This is a genomic window from Micromonospora sp. NPDC093244, assembly GCF_040683695.1.
Taxonomy (GTDB): Bacteria; Actinomycetota; Actinomycetes; order Mycobacteriales; family Micromonosporaceae; genus Micromonospora.
This window is the reverse complement of record NZ_JBFBEO010000009.1, coordinates 47,625-64,702: the sequence shown is the minus strand read 5'-3', so window position 1 is coordinate 64,702 and position 17,078 is coordinate 47,625. Positions and strand designations below refer to the sequence as shown.

Here is a 17,078-nt window from a genome sequence, read left to right as displayed (position 1 = left end):
GCACGGCGGCCGCACGCCGCTACACCTCCGCGACGGTGACGACGTCCAGGACGTCGAGGATTCCCAGGAGTCCGGCGAGGGCCAGTGCCTCCGAGCGGGTCAGGATGAGCGAGCAGGTGGCGTCGGGATCATCGGGGGACTCGTGGACGAGGTCGCGTCGGCCACCCGGATGGTGGTGTACCACCCCCACCCGGCGACCTTCGGCGGTGGTGAACATGCGGCGCACCCCGATACCTGGCAGCGGGGTCAGTTCGACATTCATGAGGACTCCAGGAGCATGGCGTACGGCGCGGCAGCTCAGCGGCGGGGCGGCGAGCGCGTCCGCGGGCACGGCGACCGCGCCGCGGTCAGCGGGGCGGCGCCACGGGAGCCGGCGCGAGCCGGGCGAGGGGGTCAGACGAGGGCGTGCGCGTGGCGCGGCGGAGCACGATCCGCCGACCAGGCAGGCACACAGCCGGGGATCGCCCGCCGTGCCGTCCGGAACACGATGCACAGCCCGATCGACCGGGCGGCGGAGAGCACCAGCACGACCACGGCGAGCACCAGCATCGTCGGCAGCGGAACCCGCTCGCCGACGCGCCGAGGGCCGCGTCGATCGTTCATGCCCAAACCATAGCCGTCGCCCAGAGTGTCGACCACGTCCGCGTCAGGTGACCGCCAGTGCCCCGCCTCGCCGGTGACCGACCCCGCGCGCCGGGGCCGGTCATCGGCGGGCATCATGTCGGCGTGAATTCGACAGTCGCCGCTCTGCTCGGCTCCACGATCACCGCCTGCGCGTCCCTGTTCGTGGTCATGGTGCAGAGTCGACTGAGGCGCCGGCACCGGGAGCGGACCGACCTGCAACGCGCGTACATCCTCATGCTGTCCGGCGCCCTACGCCTGTCGCACAAGGCCGAGGCGCTGCGGCAGACCAGGTACTGGCGCTCGGGTCTGCGGGAGGTGGGCGACCAGCTGTTCGGAGGGCAGAAGCCGCTGGATCCGATGGTGCTGCACGACTGGCTGGCCCGGGACATGGCCACCGTGGAGGCCGCCTGGTCGCAGGTTTGGACCAGCGGCGACCAGGACGGCATCGCCCTGGCCAACGGGCTCATGACCGCGTTCAACGGGGTGATGGACGCCGCCATGAGGGCCAGCGGGACGGAGTCGTTCGAGGCGACCGACGACATGGTGGTCGCCACCCGCCGCCTCGGCGAAGCACGCGGGCAGCTCGCCCTGCACGCCCGCCGGGTGGCGAAGCTGGGACCCCGCGACGTGGACCTGTTCACCGAACGCGAATACGCGGCGATGCCCGTCTGAGGTCAGCTCGCCGGGCGGCGGTGGGGGCGGCGGTCCGCCGGCCCCACCGCGTACCGGTCAGCCCAGGTACTTCTCCCACGGGCCGGTGATGGCCAGCGTGAGGCCGGGGTCCTGCATGTTGACGAAGAGCACCTTGCCGTCGGCGGTGAAGGTCGGTCCGCAGAACTCCGAGTCGTTGAGCTGGTTGCGGGCGATCGCGTACGTCGGGCCGCCCGGGATCGCGCTGAGCACGTGGGACGCGCCCGAGCCGTCCTCGGCGAGCACGAGGCTTCCCCACGGGGTGACAGTCACGTTGTCCGGGCCGTCGAAGGTGAGGTCGGTGTACCTGACCGGAGTCCCCTCCTCGGAGCCCTTCTGGTGCGGGAAGTACGTCACCAGCTCGATGGTCTGGGCCTTGTAGTTGTAGAACCAGACCATGCCGTCGTGCGGGGCGGCGTCCGCCGGCAGGTCGCCGTCGTCCCAGGCGTAGGAGTTGACCACGTACACGCCCTCGTCGGTGCCCCACACGCCCTCGAACTTGCGGCCCCGGGTGACCTGGCCGTCGGCGAACTGCTCGCGGACGGACGTGGTCCGCGCGTCGCGGTCCGGCACCTCGATCCAGCGCACGGCAAAGGGCCGACCGAGCTGGGCGGAGGTCAGGTAGGCGACGTCCGGCAGCACCGAGCCGTCGTCCATGATGATCTGCATGGCGGCGAGGACACCGGCGTCCGGCGCGAGGCCGGTGAGCACGCCGGGGCCCAGCTTGACGCCGCGCGGCGCGGTCCAGCGGTAGAAGAGACCGTTGGGCCCGTCGGCGTCCTCGGAGAGGTAGATCCGGGTGCGGTCCCTGTCGACGGCCAGGGCCTCGTGGGAGTAGCGGCCCAGGCACCTGACCGGCCTCGGGTCGGCGCTGCCGTCGGCCCAGACCTCGAAGACGTAGCCGTGGTCCTTCTGGTAGACGCCGGACCGGCCGCCCTCTTCCCAGGCGTCGCCGGCCCGGTCCTCGGTCTCCTCACAGGTGAGCCAGGTCCCCCACGGGGTCGGCCCACCGGCGCAATTGGAGATCGTGCCGGAGAGGGCCACGAACTCGCCCAGGTTCCGGCCCGTACGGTCGGTCCTGATCACGGTGCAACCACCGGCGTCGACGGCGCCCGCGTCGTACACCGTCCCCTTGACGTGCGGTACGCCGAACTCGGCGCCCGGGTCGATCTCGTGGTTCTGGATCAGGGTGTACCGGCCGTTGCCGGCGTCGTAGACGGCCATCCCGTCGTGGTCCGACGGGGTCGTGCCCTGGCCGCGGTCGAGCCGGGTGACGCCGGTCCGCGTGACGATCGTGTAGCGGAAGCCCTCGGGCAGGGCCAGGATGCCGTCGGGGTCGTCCACGAGCGGCGGGAAGGGCGCGTGTCCGCCCTTGACCGGCGGCTGCGGCCGGCCCGGGCTGGCCTGGGCCAGGGACGGCAGGCCGCCGGCGACGGCGAGGCCCACTCCGGCGGCGGCGCCGCCGGCGAGGAAGGTACGGCGGGAGGAAGGCACGGGGATCAGCTCCTGGTCGGGATCAAGTGCGACGACCGACAGCCAACCCCCGCGGGCGGACACCGACACGTCACCCGGGGGGTCTGGTGGTGACATCGGAGTGAAGAATCGGGGTCTCGTGAACGACGATCACCGCACCCAGGGCCTGCCCGCCGGTGCGGGACCAGTGGCGAGGCGCGAACTATCGTGAGGCCGTGAGTACTCGCGACACGCCCGCGCACACCGGTGACCTGCCGCCGATCGGGCGACCCGCCACCAGGGCCCTGCTCGAAGCCGGCATCACCACGCTCGCGCAGGTGGCCACCCACAGCCGCCGAGATCTCCTGGCCCTGCACGGAGTCGGGCCCAGGGCGGTCGGCATGCTGGCCACCGCGCTCGCCGAGCGCGGTCTTGCCTTCGACGATCTGTAGGCGGGGCCGCGACACGACGCCGACCTGATCGGGTCTGGTCGGGTCGGGTCGGCGGCGATTCGCGGACGAGCCGAGGAGAGCGCGGGCACTGGAATAACCACATCCTCCGCTGACGCGGAGGTTTCCGAGTTGAACGGAAATAGAAGGAAGCGCCCGCATGGCCTCGGCTGTCGCCGCTTACCCAGGGATCAGCTCGCTGAGTCGATCAAGTGTATAGGTCTCCGATCCGTCGGGCAGACCCTCGGGCGCCTCGATGCCCACGAAGGTGACCGGCTCGTCGGGCAGCCGTCCGTCCCATGTCGACACGTCGGCCCGTGCCCGCCACCTGTCGACCAGGTAGGCGACGGTGAGGTACCGCCGCTCCACGAGTGCCCGTACCCGGTGGGCCGTGCTGAACGTGCTCTCCTCCACCCGGTTGAACGACGGCCAACCGCGCAGGTAGAGGTGCAGCCACACGGCCTGCCAGCCGGCCTCGCCGCGGGCGAACACGATCGGCAGCGCGACCCGACCCTGGCCACGCATATGCGACCGCGCCCGGACCGTCCGCGGCTCGAACGGGGCGCCGAGCTGGTCCCGGGAGCGGACCTGGTACCCGAACATCGACTCGGCGACCTCGTCGAACGACTCTCCGGCGTAGATGTTCACCTGCGGCACCACATACTGCGCGCCGACGGTCAGGGGCACGTCGATGAACTCGGTCGCGCCGTTCCTCGCGTCGGTGACGTCGCCGGAGTGCACGACGCCGTCGTGGTGGTAGTTGGTCCAGGACACCTGGCCCGCGCTGTGGAACTCGTCATCGAGCAGCAGCACCGACAGGTCGTAGTCGGTGCGACGACCCGTCTGACGCCAGTACGTGAAGAAGCGCAGCAGCTCACCCGACACCGACCCCCGTGAGCCACGCGGCAGCACCGCGAAACCGCCCTCGGCCGCCTTGCCGGACAGCGGCAGCGCGACGTCGAGCACCTCCGGGTCCACGAGCAACGGCCGCTCCGGTTCCGGCAGGCGGGCGTCGATCTCGGCGTCGAGCAGCGACGACAGTTCGGCCACCAGTTCGGCGGGCAGCGGCGGCCGTCCGTCGGGACCGATCCACGCGGTACGGGAGTGGCTCGCGTACAGCCGGGCCGACGCGGGAGTCAACCGGTTGTCGACGTGCTCGCGCAGCGAGAGAAGCACCCGCCCGGACGCGGAACCGAGCGCACCGGTGACCGCCTCGACGACAGTGGACCGCTCAGACGGGGACGCCAGCCGCAGCAGCCGGTCGGCGGATCGCAGCAGCATTCCCGGTGCGGCCGACAGCACCGACGCCGCCGGACCTATCGCTCCGGCGCTGATCGCCGCCTCCGCCCGACCGGCGAGGTTGGGTACGCGCCGCTCGCCACGCGCGACAGCGAACACCGCCTGGGCGTGCGGCCACCTGTCGTACTCGTGGGGGTGCAGCCGTTCTGCGAGCCGCTTCCACCGCTCGGCGTAGCGCGCGACGTCACCGAGCTTGTGCGCGTTCGCGCCCACGACCGTGTCCAGCGCGGCAAGCAGAACGCGCCGCTCCGGTCGCCGGAAGGCACGGAACCGCGTGGATGTCGTGAGCGAGGTGTCCCCGCCGGAGACCTGGCAGGCGAGGCGCAGCACGTCCGTCGTCGTGTCCACACCGATCAGCGGCCGGCCGAGGACCAGCCGGATTCCGTTGAGGACGGCCCGGTTCTCCCGGACCGGGATCTCGGCCGGCTGGGGGCCGTCGGCGCAGGCGACCGCGAGTTCGCCCAGGAGCGCGAGGTCCGTCTCGCCCAGGGGGGTCGTGCTGCCGGCGAGGGCCAGATAGAGCCGTTCGGCCTCCACCTCGGCGGTGTCACCGAGGCGCAGCACTGTCACCCGGTCGCCGGCCGCGCCGATCAGGTCGTCGTGCGCGGCCAACAGCTCGGCGTAGGTGTGCTGGTAGGTGCCGTATCCCGGCAGGTCGAGCAGGTTCACCCCGCCCTCTGCGACGGCGTCCCGCAGGTGCTCGTCGGTGGCGCCGCCGGTGAAAACGGCCGCACGCAGCCGGTCCGTCCAGAACTCGATGGTGTCCGGCACGTCGTCGGGGAAGCCGATGAAGTAGGAGTTGTGCCGGACGTGGTCGCCGACGAGTTCGCGTACCGCCGAGACGACAGTGGCGGCGAGGTCCATCGCCGGAGCGGGGGCCAGCGTGCCGATGTGGTCCAGCAGGGCTCGCGACGCCGAGAACCCGACGTCGAGCAGCGCCGCGTCCAGTTGCCGGGCCACGGGCGTGCCGTCGCCGGCCGCGCCGGTGCTGGACGGGACGCGCAGCGTCTTCTGGATGAGCAGCTTCTCGAGCACGAGGCCCTCCGTTCCGGTCGACTCCGACAGGTGCCGGTCGTCACCTACGGCACACGTGGGTCGCCGGGGACTCGAACCCCGAACCCTTCGATCCAACAAGGAGAAGGAAGCGCACCCATCGCCGCGCGGGGCGGAGGGCGGACACGCTACTCAGTCGATTGCTCTGCCAGTTGAGCTAGCGACCCAGATGTCGATCATCGCACCGGTCGTGGCGGCGTGGCTATCGAGATTGCCGCCGGGCGTCAGCTCGTCGCTGTCGACTGACCGCTGCGGTCGCCGGGCCTCGTGTCGTGCCGGGGACGGCGGGTCAGCACCTGTGGCCCGTCGGTGGTGACCGCGACTGTGTGCTCCGAGTGGGCCGTACGCGAGCCGTCCGCCGACCGGATCGTCCACCCGTCCTCGTCGTACCTGATCCGGTCGGTGCTCTGGCAGAGCCACGGCTCGATGGCGAGCGTCAGGCCGGGCTTGAGCTTCATGCCCCGGCCGGGGCGGCCGTCGTTGGGCACGTGCGGGGCCTCGTGCATGGTGCGCCCGATGCCGTGCCCGCCGAACTCGTTGTTGACCCGGTAGCCGTAGCGGCGGGCGACCTCGCCGATGGCGGCGGAGATGTCGCCGAGCTGGTTGCCCGCTCGGGCGGCGGCGATCCCGGCCTCCAGCGCGACCTCGGTGGCCTCGATGAGCTTCAGGTCGTCCGGGCTGGGGGTGCCGACGATGACGGACAGCGCGGAGTCGGCGGTCCAGCCGTCGATCCCGACGGCCATGTCGATGCTGAGGAGGTCACCGTCGCGCAGGGCGTACCTGTGCGGCAGGCCGTGCAGCACGGCATCGTTTACCGACAGGCACAGGACGTTACGGAACGGGCCGCGACCGAACGACGGCGTGTAGTCCCAGTAGCAGGATTCGGCGCCGCGCTCCTTGATCCGGCGGCGGGCGTGGTGTTCGAGGTCCATCAGGTCGACCCCGACGGCGGCGACCTCGCGCAGCTCCGCCAGCAGTTCGCCGACGAACTGGCCGGTCACGGCCATCCGGTCGATCTCCTGGGCGGACTTGAGTTCGATCACGATCAACACTCCCTCTCCGTGGCGGTATATTTATACCACGCTGATCGTGGTGTCCCGCGGGTCGGCGTTGCCGGTCCGCGAGGGCGGATCTATCCTGCTCACATGGTCCGCCCACCGCTCACACCGGCACAGATCGCAGCGGGGCAGCGCCTCGGCGCAGCGCTCAGGGTCGCGCGGGGTGGCCGCAGTCTGGTCGAGGTGGCCCTGGCGGCCGGTATCTCACCGGAGACGCTGCGCAAGATCGAGGTGGGTCGGCTTCCGGCGCCGGCGTTCGGCACGGTGGTCTGCCTCAGCGAGGTCCTCGGCGTCGCGCTCAGCGACCTGGCCGAGGTGTGGCTGGCCGACCTGCGCGTCCGTGAGGCGTCCTGAGGGCTCGCCGGGGCCCGAACCCAGCATCCGCATCGACCGGACGACCCACCACACCGGCCGCGAAAGGGCTTAGGTTAGCCTACCCTTCATGACAGTCGGATCGGCGTCGAGCACCCTGACCCAGACCCTGCCCATCGCCCCCTGGCGGCTGTTCGCCGTCGAGGTCCGGGCCGTACGCCGGCTCAGCCCGTCCTTCACCCGGGTCACCTTCACCGGGCCCGATCTGCACCGCTTCGCCGACAACGGCTACGACCAGCGGATCAAGCTGGCCCTGCCACTGCCCGGCCGGCACGGGGTGAATCTCCCCGAGGGCCCGGACTGGTACGCGAAGTGGCGCGCCCTGCCCGAGCACGAGCGCAACCCGGTGCGCACCTACACGGTCCGCGCGGTCCGCCCGCACGTGTCCGAGGTCGACGTCGACCTCGTTCTGCACGGGGACAGCGGCCCGGCCACCCGCTGGGCGCGGCGGGTACGCCCGGGCGACGAGATCGCCCTGCTCGGCCCGGACGCCGGCTACGACGGTGACCACGGCGGAGTCGAGTTCAAGCCCTCGTCGACCGGGCACCTGCTGCTGGCCGGCGACGAGACGGCCGTGCCGGCGATCAGCGCCATCTGCGAACGCCTCCCGCTCGACGCGTGCGGCACCGTCCTGCTGGAGGTGCCCGACGCCTGTGACGTGCTGCCGCTCGTGACGCCGCCGGGCATCGAGGTGCGGTGGCTGCCCCGGGGCGCAGGCGGGCACGGCAGCCACCTGGTGCCTGCCGTCGCCGCGGCGGCGGGACAGCTGCTGGCCGGCGGTACGCCGCAGGTGACCGCGCAGTCAATCACTGACGTGGACGTGGACGCCGAGTTCCTCTGGGAGGTGCCCGAGGAGGTGCCGCCGTCGCGGCTGTACGCCTGGTTGGCGGGGGAGGCGGGTGTCATCCGGACCCTGCGTCGACACCTCGTCGTCGAGCGTGGTCTCGACCGGCGGGCGGTGGCCTTCATGGGTTACTGGCGGCTCGGCCGGGCTGATCCGGTCTGATTCGACAGGTCGGGACGTTTCCCGATCGCACGGCGGGTAATCAGCCGCGCCCACGCAGTCGGGCGGGGTGCCTCCGCATCCTCGTCCTGGAGCAAAGGAGCGGCCCGCCGTGTCGGATCAGAAACCCACGGTCGTCCTCGTACACGGCGCGTTCGCCGAGTCGGCGAGCTGGAACGGTGTGATCGAGCGGCTCGGTTCCGCCTACTCCGTGGTGGCCGCCGCCAACCCGCTGCGCAGCGTCACGGCGGACGCCGCGTACCTGCGGGACGTCATCCGGGGGATCGGCGGTCCCGTCCTGCTCGTCGCTCACTCGTACGGCGGAATGGTCGTCACGGAGGCGGCGGCGGGCGACCCGACGGTGCGTGGCCTGGTCTACGTCAACGCGCTCGTCCCCGAGACGGGGGAGTCGGCGCTGGCGCTGTCCGCCAAGTTCCCGGGCAGCACGCTCGGCGACACCCTGGTCTCCTACCCGGTGTCCAGCGGGGGCAACGAGGTGGCGATCGGCCAGGACGCCTACCACACGCAGTTCGCCGCGGACGTCAGCGACGACATGGCGGCGTTGATGGCCCGGACGCAGCGGCCGATCACCGAGCAGGCGCTCGGCGAGGGCCTGCCGACGCAGGCCCCTGCCTGGCAGACGTTGCCCAGCTGGTTCGTCTTCGGTGACGCGGACCGCAACATCCCGGTCGCCGCGCATCGCTTCATGGCCGAACGGGCAGGTGCGCGCGGGACCCGGGAGGTGGCCGGCGCGTCCCACGCGATGGCGGTGTCGCAGCCCGGCGAGGTCGCGGAGTCAATCATCGAGGCGATGCGGGGCGTCGGAGCCTGATCATCGCGGGCGTGGCGTGCGCGCCGGCGTCGCCGCCCCGGCGGCCACGCTCGTTCCGCTACGAGCCGTCCGGGGTGTCGGCGGTGGGAGCCGTGTAGCCCAGCTCGGAAGAGATCTGGTTCGCGGTCGCGAGGAGCAGCGGAAGGTTGCTCTTCAGCTGGTCGAGGTTGGCGATGACCTCGATCGCGGTGATCGAGGCGGCGGCGATGACCAGTCGCCGCGAATCCCGGATCGGCGCGGCGACACACATGACGTAGGCGTCGTGCTCACCGTTGTCGGCGGCCCAGCCGCGTTCGCGGATGCCTACCAGTTCCGCTTCGAGCAGGTCGTGGTCGGCGAGGGTGGTGTCGGTGAACCTCTCGAAGACGACGTGCGAGAGAAGGCGGTCGCGTTCCTCGGGGGGCAGGTAGGCAAGGATCGTCTTGCCCACGGCGCTCGCGTACACCGACACCGCGCGGCCCACCCGGGAGGGCAGCTTCACGGCGTCGAACGCCTGGCTGTCGACCTTGTCGATGTAGATGATCTCGTCGCCGGTGAGTTGGGCGAGGTGCACGGTGTGGCCGGTCGCGCGTTGCAGGGCGCGCAGGGGCGCGGCGGCGAACTGGCGCAGGTCCATCGAGCCGAGCGCGAGTTCGGACAGTTCGATCAGCCCGCTGCCGAGCACGTAGGTGCCGGCGCCGGTGCGGCGTACGAAGCGTTCGGCCTCCAGCGTCCGCAGGATCCGCAGGGCTGTGGACTTGTGGACGCCGAGCACGTCAGCCGCCTCGGTGAGTGACAGCGGGCGTTCCGCGGATCGGCGGATGAGGTCGATCGCGCGGCGAATGGATTGGGCCACCGGCCAGGTCTCCCTTCGTGCGACGGCTGTCCCACCGGCGCTGCTCGTTGCGTAATGTGCAATGTAGCGGACGCGATACGCAACAACTCCTTGACGTCGTTGCATATGTCGCTACGATCGTTGCAAATGTGTTCCGCGGTGTCGTCTCTGACCACCGTCTGGGACGAGCGGTCCTTCTTCGACCCGGGGAGCGGTTCATGACGGTGCCCGAGCCCCGAGGGCGGGCCGCCGACGCGGACTGGTTCGGGACCGCCGCCGAAGCGCTGCCGACCGACGCCGGCGACAGTGTCCTCATCGGCCGGATCTGGGATCCGTCGGTCGACGGCCCCTCACCCGTCACCGTCCGGGACGGCCAGGTCATCGACATCAGCCACCGGTTCCCCACCGTCCGGGACATCTGCGAACTGCCCGATCCCGCCGCGACGGTGGCCGCGCTCGACGGGCGGGTGCTCGGCAGCATCGGGGCGGTGCTGGCCAACACCGGTGCCGGGACCCGCGACCGCACCCAGCCGTGGCTGCTCGCCCCGGTCGACCTGCAGGCGCTCAAGGCCGCCGGGGTGACCTTCCCGGTCTCGATGATCGAACGTGTCATCGAGGAACGGGCCCGGGGAGACCTGGCGCTCGCGGCGGACCTCCGTGGCCGGATGCTCGCCGACGTCGGCGCCGACCTGCACAGTCTGGTCCCGGGTTCGGCGCAAGCGCGGCAACTCAAGGATCTGCTGGTCGCCGAGGGCATGTGGAGCCAGTACCTGGAGGTGGGGATCGGCCCGGACGCCGAGATCTTCACCAAGGGGCAGATCCTCTCCGCCGTCGGCACCGCCGTTCCGGTGGGCGTGCTCGCCACGTCGACCTGGAACAATCCGGAACCCGAGGTCGCGCTCGTCGTCCAGTCCAGCGGCCGGATCGTCGGTGCCACCCTCGGCAACGACGTGAACCTGCGGGACGTCGAGGGCCGCTCGGCGCTCCTGCTCCCGCTGGCGAAGGACAACAACGCCTCGTGCGCCCTCGGTCCCCTGATCCGGCTGTTCGACGAACGGTTCGACATGCGGCGGGTGCGCGAGCTGGAGGTGGCGCTGACGATCCGTGGGGTGGACGGCTTCCAACTGGAGGCGGTCTCGGAGATGACCCGGATGTCACGTGACCCGGAGACGCTCGTGCGGCAGATGATCGGCCCGCACCACCACTATCCCGACGGCGCCGTCCTGATGCTCGGCACGATGTTCGCGCCCATCCAGGACCGGGACCGGCCCGGTGAGGGCTTCACCCACAAGATCGACGACGTGGTACGGATCGGGTGCCCGGCGCTCGGCACCCTGGTGAACCGGGTGCGGCACGCCCAGGAGTGCGCGCCCTGGCACTTCGGCATCCGCGACCTGATGGGCAATCTGGCACGGAGAGGACTGCTGTGAACGTGGTCAGCACTGTCGACCCGCGCGACGGTAGGCGTCGCCCGACGGACCTCGTCGAGACCGACGAGTCCAGGCTGGAGGCGACCGCGGCCCGGGCGGCCGCGGCGGTGCCGTGGCTGTCCGGGCTGGGCCGGATCGGCAGAGCGCAGATGCTCGACGCGATCGCGGCGTCCCTGGAGTCCCGCCGGACGGACCTCGTCGCGACCGCGCAGGCCGAGACCGGACTGGCCCACGCCCGGCTCGACCAGGAACTCACCCGGGCGGCACTCCAGTTCCGGATGTTCGGCGAGGTGCTGCGGGACGGGGCGTACGTCGAGGCGGCCATCGACCACGCCGCCGACACGCCGCTCGGGCGCGGCCCGGACCTGCGGCGGATGCTCGTACCCCTCGGGCCTGTCGCGGTCTTCGGTGCCAGCAACTTCCCGTTCGCCTTCTCGGTCGCCGGAGGCGACACCGCCGCCGCCCTCGCGGCCGGTTGTCCCACGGTACTGAAGGCACACCCGTCACACCCGCTGACCTCGCACGCGTCCGCCGAGGCCATCGCGTCGGCCATCCGCGAGCTGGGCGCGCCCGAGGGCGTGACAGCCATCGTGTACGGGGAACAGGCCGGCCGCGCGCTGGTGCGCCACCGGGCGATCCGCGCGGCCGCACTGACCGGCTCCCTCGGTGCGGCCCGCGCCATCCAGGCGGCCATCGACGAACGGCCCGACCCCATTCCCCTGTACGCCGAGCTGAGCAGCCTGAACCCGACAGTCGTCCTGCCCGGAGCGGCGGCCGACCGGGGAGACCAGATCGCCGAAGGGCTGTTCGCCTCCTTCACGGCGTCGGGCGGTCAGTTGTGCACCAAGCCGGGGCTGGCGTTCATCCCGTCCGACCCCGGCGGCGACCATCTGGTCGAGGGGCTACGGGAGCGGGTCGACGGCTCCGGCGGCGCGGTCCTGCTCAACGAGCGCATCCGGGACGCGTACGAGAGCGGGGCCGCCGCGTTCGAGCGGGCCGGCGCCCGCGTCGCGGCGCGGCCCCGGGTCGAGCCCGGCGCGGGGTTCACCGTCGCGCCGACCCTGCTGGAGGTCGGTCTGCCGGGCCTGACCGCCGAGATCGCCGACGAGTGCTTCGGTCCGCTCCTGGTGGTCGTCCGGTACCGCGACGTCGCCGACCTCGACACCGTGCTGGCCACCGTCCCGCCGTCGCTGACCGGCTCGGTCCATCACGGCCCCGGCGACGACGCCGACGTCATACGCCGACTCGTCGACGGGCTCGCGGAGCGCGCGGGTCGCATCGTCTTCGACGGCTATCCCACAGGCGTCCGGGTGTCCTGGGCCCAGCACCACGGCGGGCCCTGGCCGTCGACAAACACCGTGCACACGTCGGTGGGCGCCACGTCGATCCGACGATTCCTTCGCCCCCTGGCCTGGCAGGACGCCCCGGCCTGGATCCTCCCCGAGGAGCTGCGGGACGAGTACACCGCCATCTCCCGGCGGGTCGACGGGAGATGGGAGCCGGCAACGGCCCGTCCTGGCCGGTAGCTCACCCGTCCCACCGGCCCGGTGGCCGGACCTGTGAACAGAGAGGTGCGTTGATGTCGACGACGGATCGGCCGCTGCGCAGCGGCGAGTGGTTCGGTGCGCAGGGCCGCAACGGGTTCATCCACCGGTCCTGGATGCGCAACCAGGGTTTCGCCGACGACGTCTTCGACGGTCGCCCGGTGATCGGCATCGCCACCACCTGGTCGGAGCTGACCCCCTGCAACGCCCACCTCAGGGACCTCGCCGAGTCGGTGAAGCGGGGCGTGTGGGAGAGCGGCGGTCTGCCGCTGGAGTTTCCCGCGATGAGCCTGGGCGAGCCCCTCATGCGCCCCACGACGATGCTCTACCGCAACCTGCTGGCCATGGAGCTGGAGGAGTCGGTCCGCGCCAACCCGCTCGACGGGGTGGTCCTGCTCTCCGGCTGCGACAAGACCACTCCCGGCCTGCTGATGGGCGCGGCGAGCGTCGACCTGCCGACCCTCATGATGACCGGCGGGCCGATGCTCAACGGCAAGTTCCGGGGCCAGGACATCGGCTCGGGCACCGTCGTCTGGCAGTTCACCGAGGAGATGCGGGCCGGTCGGATGACCGCCGCCGACTGCGCGGAGGCTGAGGTCGGCATGTCCCGCAGCCGGGGCCACTGCATGACCATGGGGACCGCCTCCACGATGGCCTGCGTGACCGAGGCGCTGGGCGTGCAGCTGCCGGGAGCCGCCGCCGTACCGGCCGTCGACTCCCGCCGGTACGCGCTCGCGCACGCCGCCGGCCGCCGGATCGTCGCGATGGTCGACCAGGACCAGCGGCTGTCGTCGGTGCTCACCCGGCAGGCGTTCGAGAACGCCATCCGGGTCAACGCCGCGATCGGCGGATCCACGAACGCGGTGGTCCACCTGCTCGCGATCGCCGGACGCCTCGGCGTCCCCCTGTCGCTCGACGACTTCGACACCCTCACCGCCGACGTGCCGATGGTGGTCAACCTGATGCCGTCCGGGGCGTACCTGATGGAGGACTTCGCCTACGCGGGCGGCGTACCGGCAGTGATGGCGGAGATCGCCCCGCTGCTGCACCTCGACCACGTCACAGTGAGCGGGGCGACAGTGGCCGACAACATCGGCGACGCCCGGTGCTGGAACCGGGACGTCATCGGCACCATGGCCGAGCCGTTCCAGGCAGCCGGCTCGGGCACGGTGGTGCTGCGCGGGTCGCTCGCGCCGTCCGGGGCCGTGCTGAAGGTCTCCGCCGCCTCGGCCCACCTGCTCACGCACACCGGGCCGGCGCTCGTCTTCGACCGGATCGAGGACTACGTCGTCGCCGCCGACGACCCGGACCTGGACGTCACCCCCGAGACGGTGATCGTGGTACGCAACGCCGGACCGCGCGGCTACCCCGGCTTCCCCGAGGTGGGTAACGTGCCCATGCCCCGCCGGCTGCTCGCCGACGGCATCACCGACATGGTGCGGATCTCCGACGCCCGGATGAGCGGCACCGGGTACGGCACCTGCATCCTGCACGTGGCACCGGAGGCGTCAGTGGGTGGTCCTCTCGCGCTGGTGCGTACCGGCGATCTGGTCCACGTCGACGCGTCGGCGCGCCGACTGGACCTCCTGGTCGACGACGAGGAGTTGACCCGACGCCGTTCCGGCTGGCAACCGCCACTGCCGACGGCCGAGCGCGGCTGGACCCGTCTGTACAGCGAGCACGTCCTTCAGGCGGACCAGGGCGCCGACCTCGACTTCCTCGTCGGCGGCAGCGGCAGCGCCGTACCCCGCCACTCGCACTGACGGTCACGAGAGGAGCTCCACGTACCCGTCCGTGCCGTTGACCCGGATCCGCTGCCCGTCGCGGATCAGCGTGGTCGCCTGTGCCACCCCCACCACGGCGGGCAGCCCGTACTCCCGGGCGATCACCGCGCCGTGGGTCATGAGGCCGCCCACCTCCGTCACCAGCGCGCGGACCGCGACGAACAGCGGGGACCAGCTCGGGTCGGTGAAGGCGGTGACCAGGATGTCGTCCGGTTGGAGGTCGGCCTCGGCCAGGTCCAGGATGACGCGGGCGCGCCCTTCGACCGTCCCACCGGACACCCCGAGGCCGACCAGCGCGCCGGTCGGCACGTCGTCGCGCCGGTACGCCCCGAAGAGCGCCTCGCCCTCGGACGTGAGCACGCGGGGCGGGGTGAGCTGCCGGTACGACCGGAACTCGTCCCTGCGTCGGCGGATGAGCCTGTCGTCGGCGCGTCGGGTGCGCACGACGTCGTGCAGTTCGTCGAACGTCAGGTAGAAGATGTCATCGGTCGCGCTGAGCACACCGGCCCGTACGAGTCGTCCGGCCTCGGCCAGCAGGGCCTGCTTGTAGACGAGGTAGCGGCTGACGATGGCGTACTTGGGATATTCGCGGTACCCGATGAAGGTGCGGACCCGGTCGATCATCCGTTTGGTCTCGTCGGCCTTGCGCTGCCCGTCCGGCAGCGCCCTCAGGCGTTCCAGGACATCCTGCTCCTTCTCGAGCGCCGCCTGGCGTCCCTGCTCGAAGCGCCGCTCACGCGCGCCGGGTTCGAAATTCCTGACGTTGTCGAGGATGAGCGGCGCGAGGGTACTCGGGCGCTCGACCCAGCGCGTCCTGCTGATGTCGATCTCGCCGACGCAGCGCATGCCGTACCTGTCGAGGTAGGCCTGGAGGGCGGCGCGGGCCTCCTGGCCGCCCGGCAGCCGGGCCAGGTCGTCGAGGAAGTTCTCGTCCGGAGCCCTGTGCAGGAAGGCCACCACCTCCGGGTGGGGGCGGACGACGTCGGCGACGTCCAGGAGCGCCAGCCCCATCTCGGACGTGATGTTGTGGGGCGCGGACAGGGTGAGTGCGTCTGCCGCGTTCTTCTCACCCAGCCACTCCTGTAGCTGGTCGTTGAGCCACCAGGTGGCCTCCATTCCCGCCATGACCGCCTGCATGTTGAGCGGATCGGCGAGTGCCCGCTTGTGCTCCCCGAAGGCCTCCAGCAGGAAGGTGAACAGCGCCGGACCGCTGACCGTCGCGATGTCGCGCCGCAGGTCGGCGATGGACGTCTGGCTGCGCTCGATCAGTTCGGTGACGATGGCCGGATCGGTGTCGATCGGGGTGGGGGCGGGGCCGGGTGGCCCGGCGGGAGCGGCATCGGTGACGATCGGGACGAAGTCGGCGCGGTCGAGGATGGTCTCCAGGGCGTCCCGGGTCAGCGGATCGTACCTGCCCACCAGTGCCAGGAGGGCGGCGCGGCCGGCCGGCGAGGACAACTGCCGGGTGGCGTCGACGAACAGTCGGCCACCTGCCGCGTGCATCGGCACCATGGCCGTCAACTGCCACATGGAGAGCCCCAGGGGCGTCATGGCGTCGGTCATCATCTGCTGGTGACCGACCGAGAGGTAGACGTGGTTCTCCGCGTCGCCCGCCTCGGGGACGGGGAACAGCGTGGTGACGGGCCGGCTCTGGACGATGTGGAAGTCGGAGTCCACCAGGCACCATTCGATGTCCTGCGGGTGGCCGAGGTGGGCCTCGATCCGCCGGCCGAGCCGTACGAGCCGTAGGACCTGCTCATCGGTGAGGGCCGGCTCCTCCTGCCGGTCGTTGTCGACCGCCTGCCGCGTCGTCCCGCCGGTCGGCACGGGCTGGATGGCGAGCGGCTTGGCGGCGATGGCCCGCTCGACGACGCGGTCGTCGCGTACCCGGTAGGCGTCCGCGTTCACGAGCCCGGAGACCAGGGCCTCGCCGAGGCCGACGACGGCCTCCACGGATGCGACCCTGCGGTTGGAGGTGACCGGGTCGGCGGTGAACAGGACGCCCGCCGCCTGCGGGACGAGCATCCGCTGTACGACGACGGCCATCTCGACCGCCCGGTGGTCGATGCCGTTGCGCTGGCGGTAGGTCACCGCGCGCTCGGTGAAGAGGGAGGCCCAGCACCTGCTGACGTGCCGCCGGATCTCCGCCGCCCCGATGACGTTGAGGTACGTGTCCTGCTGGCCGGCGAACGAAGCGGTCGGCAGGTCCTCCGCCGTCGCGCTGGACCGGACGGCGTACGCCGCGTCGTCGCCGAGCCGGGTGAGCGCCTTGTCGATCGCCGCCGACACCTCGTCGAGGAGGGCGACACCGTCGAGGGTACGGCGGATCCGGGCGCTCACCGCGCCGATCGCCTCCCGGTCGTCCGGGTCCAGCCCGCACAGGTGGTCGAGCAGGTCCCCGATCGCCGGCGCCCCGGCCAGGACCAGCCGGAAGGCGTCCGTCGTCACGCAGAACCCGTCCGGCACGCGGACACCGTCGATGCGGGACAACGCCCCGAGGTGCGCGCCCTTGCCGCCGACGAGGGCGATCCGCGACTCGTCGACCTCGCGCAGGCCCACCACATACCGTTCGCTCATCACGGCCCCTTTGAGAAATGTCGCTCTGTTTCACCGGCGGATCGGTCTGGCGCCGTGCGCGTTTTCGTCCGCTCGCGGCTCCGGCCGACGATTCTGC

At 71.6% G+C, this 17,078-nt stretch carries 15 protein-coding genes and 1 tRNA gene; 8 read left to right on the top strand and 8 right to left on the bottom strand.

The features are described 5' to 3' along the window. Positions 1 to 19 precede the first annotated feature (19 nt). Both AB0N27_RS28350 and AB0N27_RS28345 read right to left on the bottom strand, forming a co-directional pair. Entirely contained in the window at positions 20 to 262 is a 243-nt protein-coding gene (locus AB0N27_RS28350) for a potassium transporter TrkA (RefSeq protein WP_364376247.1), read from the bottom strand. A 131-nt stretch (positions 263 to 393) separates the two neighbouring features. Next, positions 394 to 603 carry a hypothetical protein gene (locus AB0N27_RS28345; RefSeq protein WP_364376244.1) on the bottom strand — a complete coding sequence of 70 codons (210 nt, stop codon included), beginning with the start codon at positions 601 to 603 and terminating at the stop codon, positions 394 to 396. Between the two features lie 123 nt (positions 604 to 726). Between AB0N27_RS28345 and AB0N27_RS28340 the strand changes: the two genes are divergently transcribed. Continuing rightward, complete coding sequence (locus AB0N27_RS28340; protein ID WP_364376241.1) at positions 727 to 1,296, top strand: hypothetical protein; 570 nt, start codon at positions 727 to 729, stop codon at positions 1,294 to 1,296. Between the two features lie 57 nt (positions 1,297 to 1,353). On the opposite strand, the gene AB0N27_RS28335 is transcribed toward AB0N27_RS28340, so the two are convergent. Continuing rightward, positions 1,354 to 2,808, bottom strand: coding sequence for an alkaline phosphatase PhoX (locus AB0N27_RS28335; RefSeq protein WP_364376238.1), 1,455 nt, complete (start codon positions 2,806 to 2,808; stop codon positions 1,354 to 1,356). 194 nt (positions 2,809 to 3,002) lie between these two features. Between AB0N27_RS28335 and AB0N27_RS28330 the strand changes: the two genes are divergently transcribed. Next, complete coding sequence (locus tag AB0N27_RS28330; RefSeq protein WP_364376235.1) at positions 3,003 to 3,218, top strand: DNA-binding protein; 216 nt, start codon at positions 3,003 to 3,005, stop codon at positions 3,216 to 3,218. Positions 3,219 to 3,395: 177 nt separating this feature from the next. On the opposite strand, the gene AB0N27_RS28325 is transcribed toward AB0N27_RS28330, so the two are convergent. The 3 genes from AB0N27_RS28325 to map form a co-directional block, all read right to left on the bottom strand. Beyond that, positions 3,396 to 5,549, bottom strand: coding sequence for a hypothetical protein (locus AB0N27_RS28325; RefSeq protein ID WP_364376232.1), 2,154 nt, complete (start codon positions 5,547 to 5,549; stop codon positions 3,396 to 3,398). Between the two features lie 56 nt (positions 5,550 to 5,605). After that, positions 5,606 to 5,734: transfer RNA gene (locus AB0N27_RS28320), tRNA-OTHER, on the bottom strand. 57 nt (positions 5,735 to 5,791) lie between these two features. Next, positions 5,792 to 6,610: a type I methionyl aminopeptidase gene (map, locus tag AB0N27_RS28315; protein WP_364376429.1), complete on the bottom strand. Its 819-nt coding sequence runs from the start codon at positions 6,608 to 6,610 to the stop codon at positions 5,792 to 5,794. A 102-nt stretch (positions 6,611 to 6,712) separates the two neighbouring features. On the opposite strand from map, the gene AB0N27_RS28310 reads away from it, so the two are divergent. The 3 genes from AB0N27_RS28310 to AB0N27_RS28300 all read left to right on the top strand — a co-directional run bounded on the left by AB0N27_RS28310 (position 6,713) and on the right by AB0N27_RS28300 (position 8,832). After that, positions 6,713 to 6,979 (top strand): helix-turn-helix transcriptional regulator, encoded by a 267-nt coding sequence (locus tag AB0N27_RS28310; protein ID WP_074318219.1) that lies wholly within the window; start codon positions 6,713 to 6,715, stop codon positions 6,977 to 6,979. Between the two features lie 115 nt (positions 6,980 to 7,094). Continuing rightward, on the top strand, positions 7,095 to 8,003 hold the full coding sequence (locus AB0N27_RS28305) for a siderophore-interacting protein (RefSeq protein ID WP_364376426.1): 909 nt from the start codon (positions 7,095 to 7,097) through the stop codon (positions 8,001 to 8,003). A 109-nt stretch (positions 8,004 to 8,112) separates the two neighbouring features. After that, positions 8,113 to 8,832, top strand: a complete 720-nt coding sequence (locus AB0N27_RS28300; protein ID WP_364376227.1) for an alpha/beta hydrolase — start codon at positions 8,113 to 8,115, stop codon at positions 8,830 to 8,832. A gap of 58 nt (positions 8,833 to 8,890) precedes the next feature. Here AB0N27_RS28300 and AB0N27_RS28295 read toward each other — a convergent pair whose 3' ends face one another. Next, positions 8,891 to 9,667: an IclR family transcriptional regulator gene (locus AB0N27_RS28295; RefSeq protein WP_364376224.1), complete on the bottom strand. Its 777-nt coding sequence runs from the start codon at positions 9,665 to 9,667 to the stop codon at positions 8,891 to 8,893. Between the two features lie 197 nt (positions 9,668 to 9,864). Between AB0N27_RS28295 and AB0N27_RS28290 the strand changes: the two genes are divergently transcribed. Genes AB0N27_RS28290 through AB0N27_RS28280 form a run of 3 tightly spaced genes read left to right on the top strand, consistent with a single transcriptional unit; the run spans position 9,865 to position 14,383 of the window. Continuing rightward, positions 9,865 to 11,076, top strand: coding sequence for a fumarylacetoacetate hydrolase family protein (locus AB0N27_RS28290; protein WP_364376221.1), 1,212 nt, complete (start codon positions 9,865 to 9,867; stop codon positions 11,074 to 11,076). After that, entirely contained in the window at positions 11,073 to 12,602 is a 1,530-nt protein-coding gene (locus tag AB0N27_RS28285) for an aldehyde dehydrogenase family protein (protein ID WP_364376218.1), read from the top strand. The genes AB0N27_RS28290 and AB0N27_RS28285 overlap by 4 nt, the downstream gene beginning before the upstream one ends. 53 nt (positions 12,603 to 12,655) lie before the next feature. Then, the gene (locus AB0N27_RS28280; protein WP_364376215.1) at positions 12,656 to 14,383 is read left to right on the top strand and encodes an IlvD/Edd family dehydratase; all 1,728 of its coding nucleotides are present in this window, start codon (positions 12,656 to 12,658) and stop codon (positions 14,381 to 14,383) included. A gap of 3 nt (positions 14,384 to 14,386) precedes the next feature. On the opposite strand, the gene rph is transcribed toward AB0N27_RS28280, so the two are convergent. Continuing rightward, positions 14,387 to 16,981, bottom strand: coding sequence for a rifamycin-inactivating phosphotransferase (gene rph, locus AB0N27_RS28275; protein ID WP_364376212.1), 2,595 nt, complete (start codon positions 16,979 to 16,981; stop codon positions 14,387 to 14,389). Positions 16,982 to 17,078 lie beyond the last annotated feature (97 nt).

Bases quoted from the DNA above. Each gene is read 5' to 3' on its own strand.
- AB0N27_RS28350 (WP_364376247.1), bottom strand. From the start codon at position 262: ATGAATGTCGAACTGACCCCGCTGCCAGGTATCGGGGTGCGCCGCATG.
- AB0N27_RS28345 (WP_364376244.1), bottom strand. From the start codon at position 603: ATGAACGATCGACGCGGCCCTCGGCGCGTCGGCGAGCGGGTTCCGCTG.
- rph (WP_364376212.1), bottom strand. From the start codon at position 16,981: ATGAGCGAACGGTATGTGGTGGGCCTGCGCGAGGTCGACGAGTCGCGG.
- AB0N27_RS28280 (WP_364376215.1), top strand. From the start codon at position 12,656: ATGTCGACGACGGATCGGCCGCTGCGCAGCGGCGAGTGGTTCGGTGCG.
- AB0N27_RS28290 (WP_364376221.1), top strand. From the start codon at position 9,865: ATGACGGTGCCCGAGCCCCGAGGGCGGGCCGCCGACGCGGACTGGTTC.
- AB0N27_RS28310 (WP_074318219.1), top strand. From the start codon at position 6,713: ATGGTCCGCCCACCGCTCACACCGGCACAGATCGCAGCGGGGCAGCGC.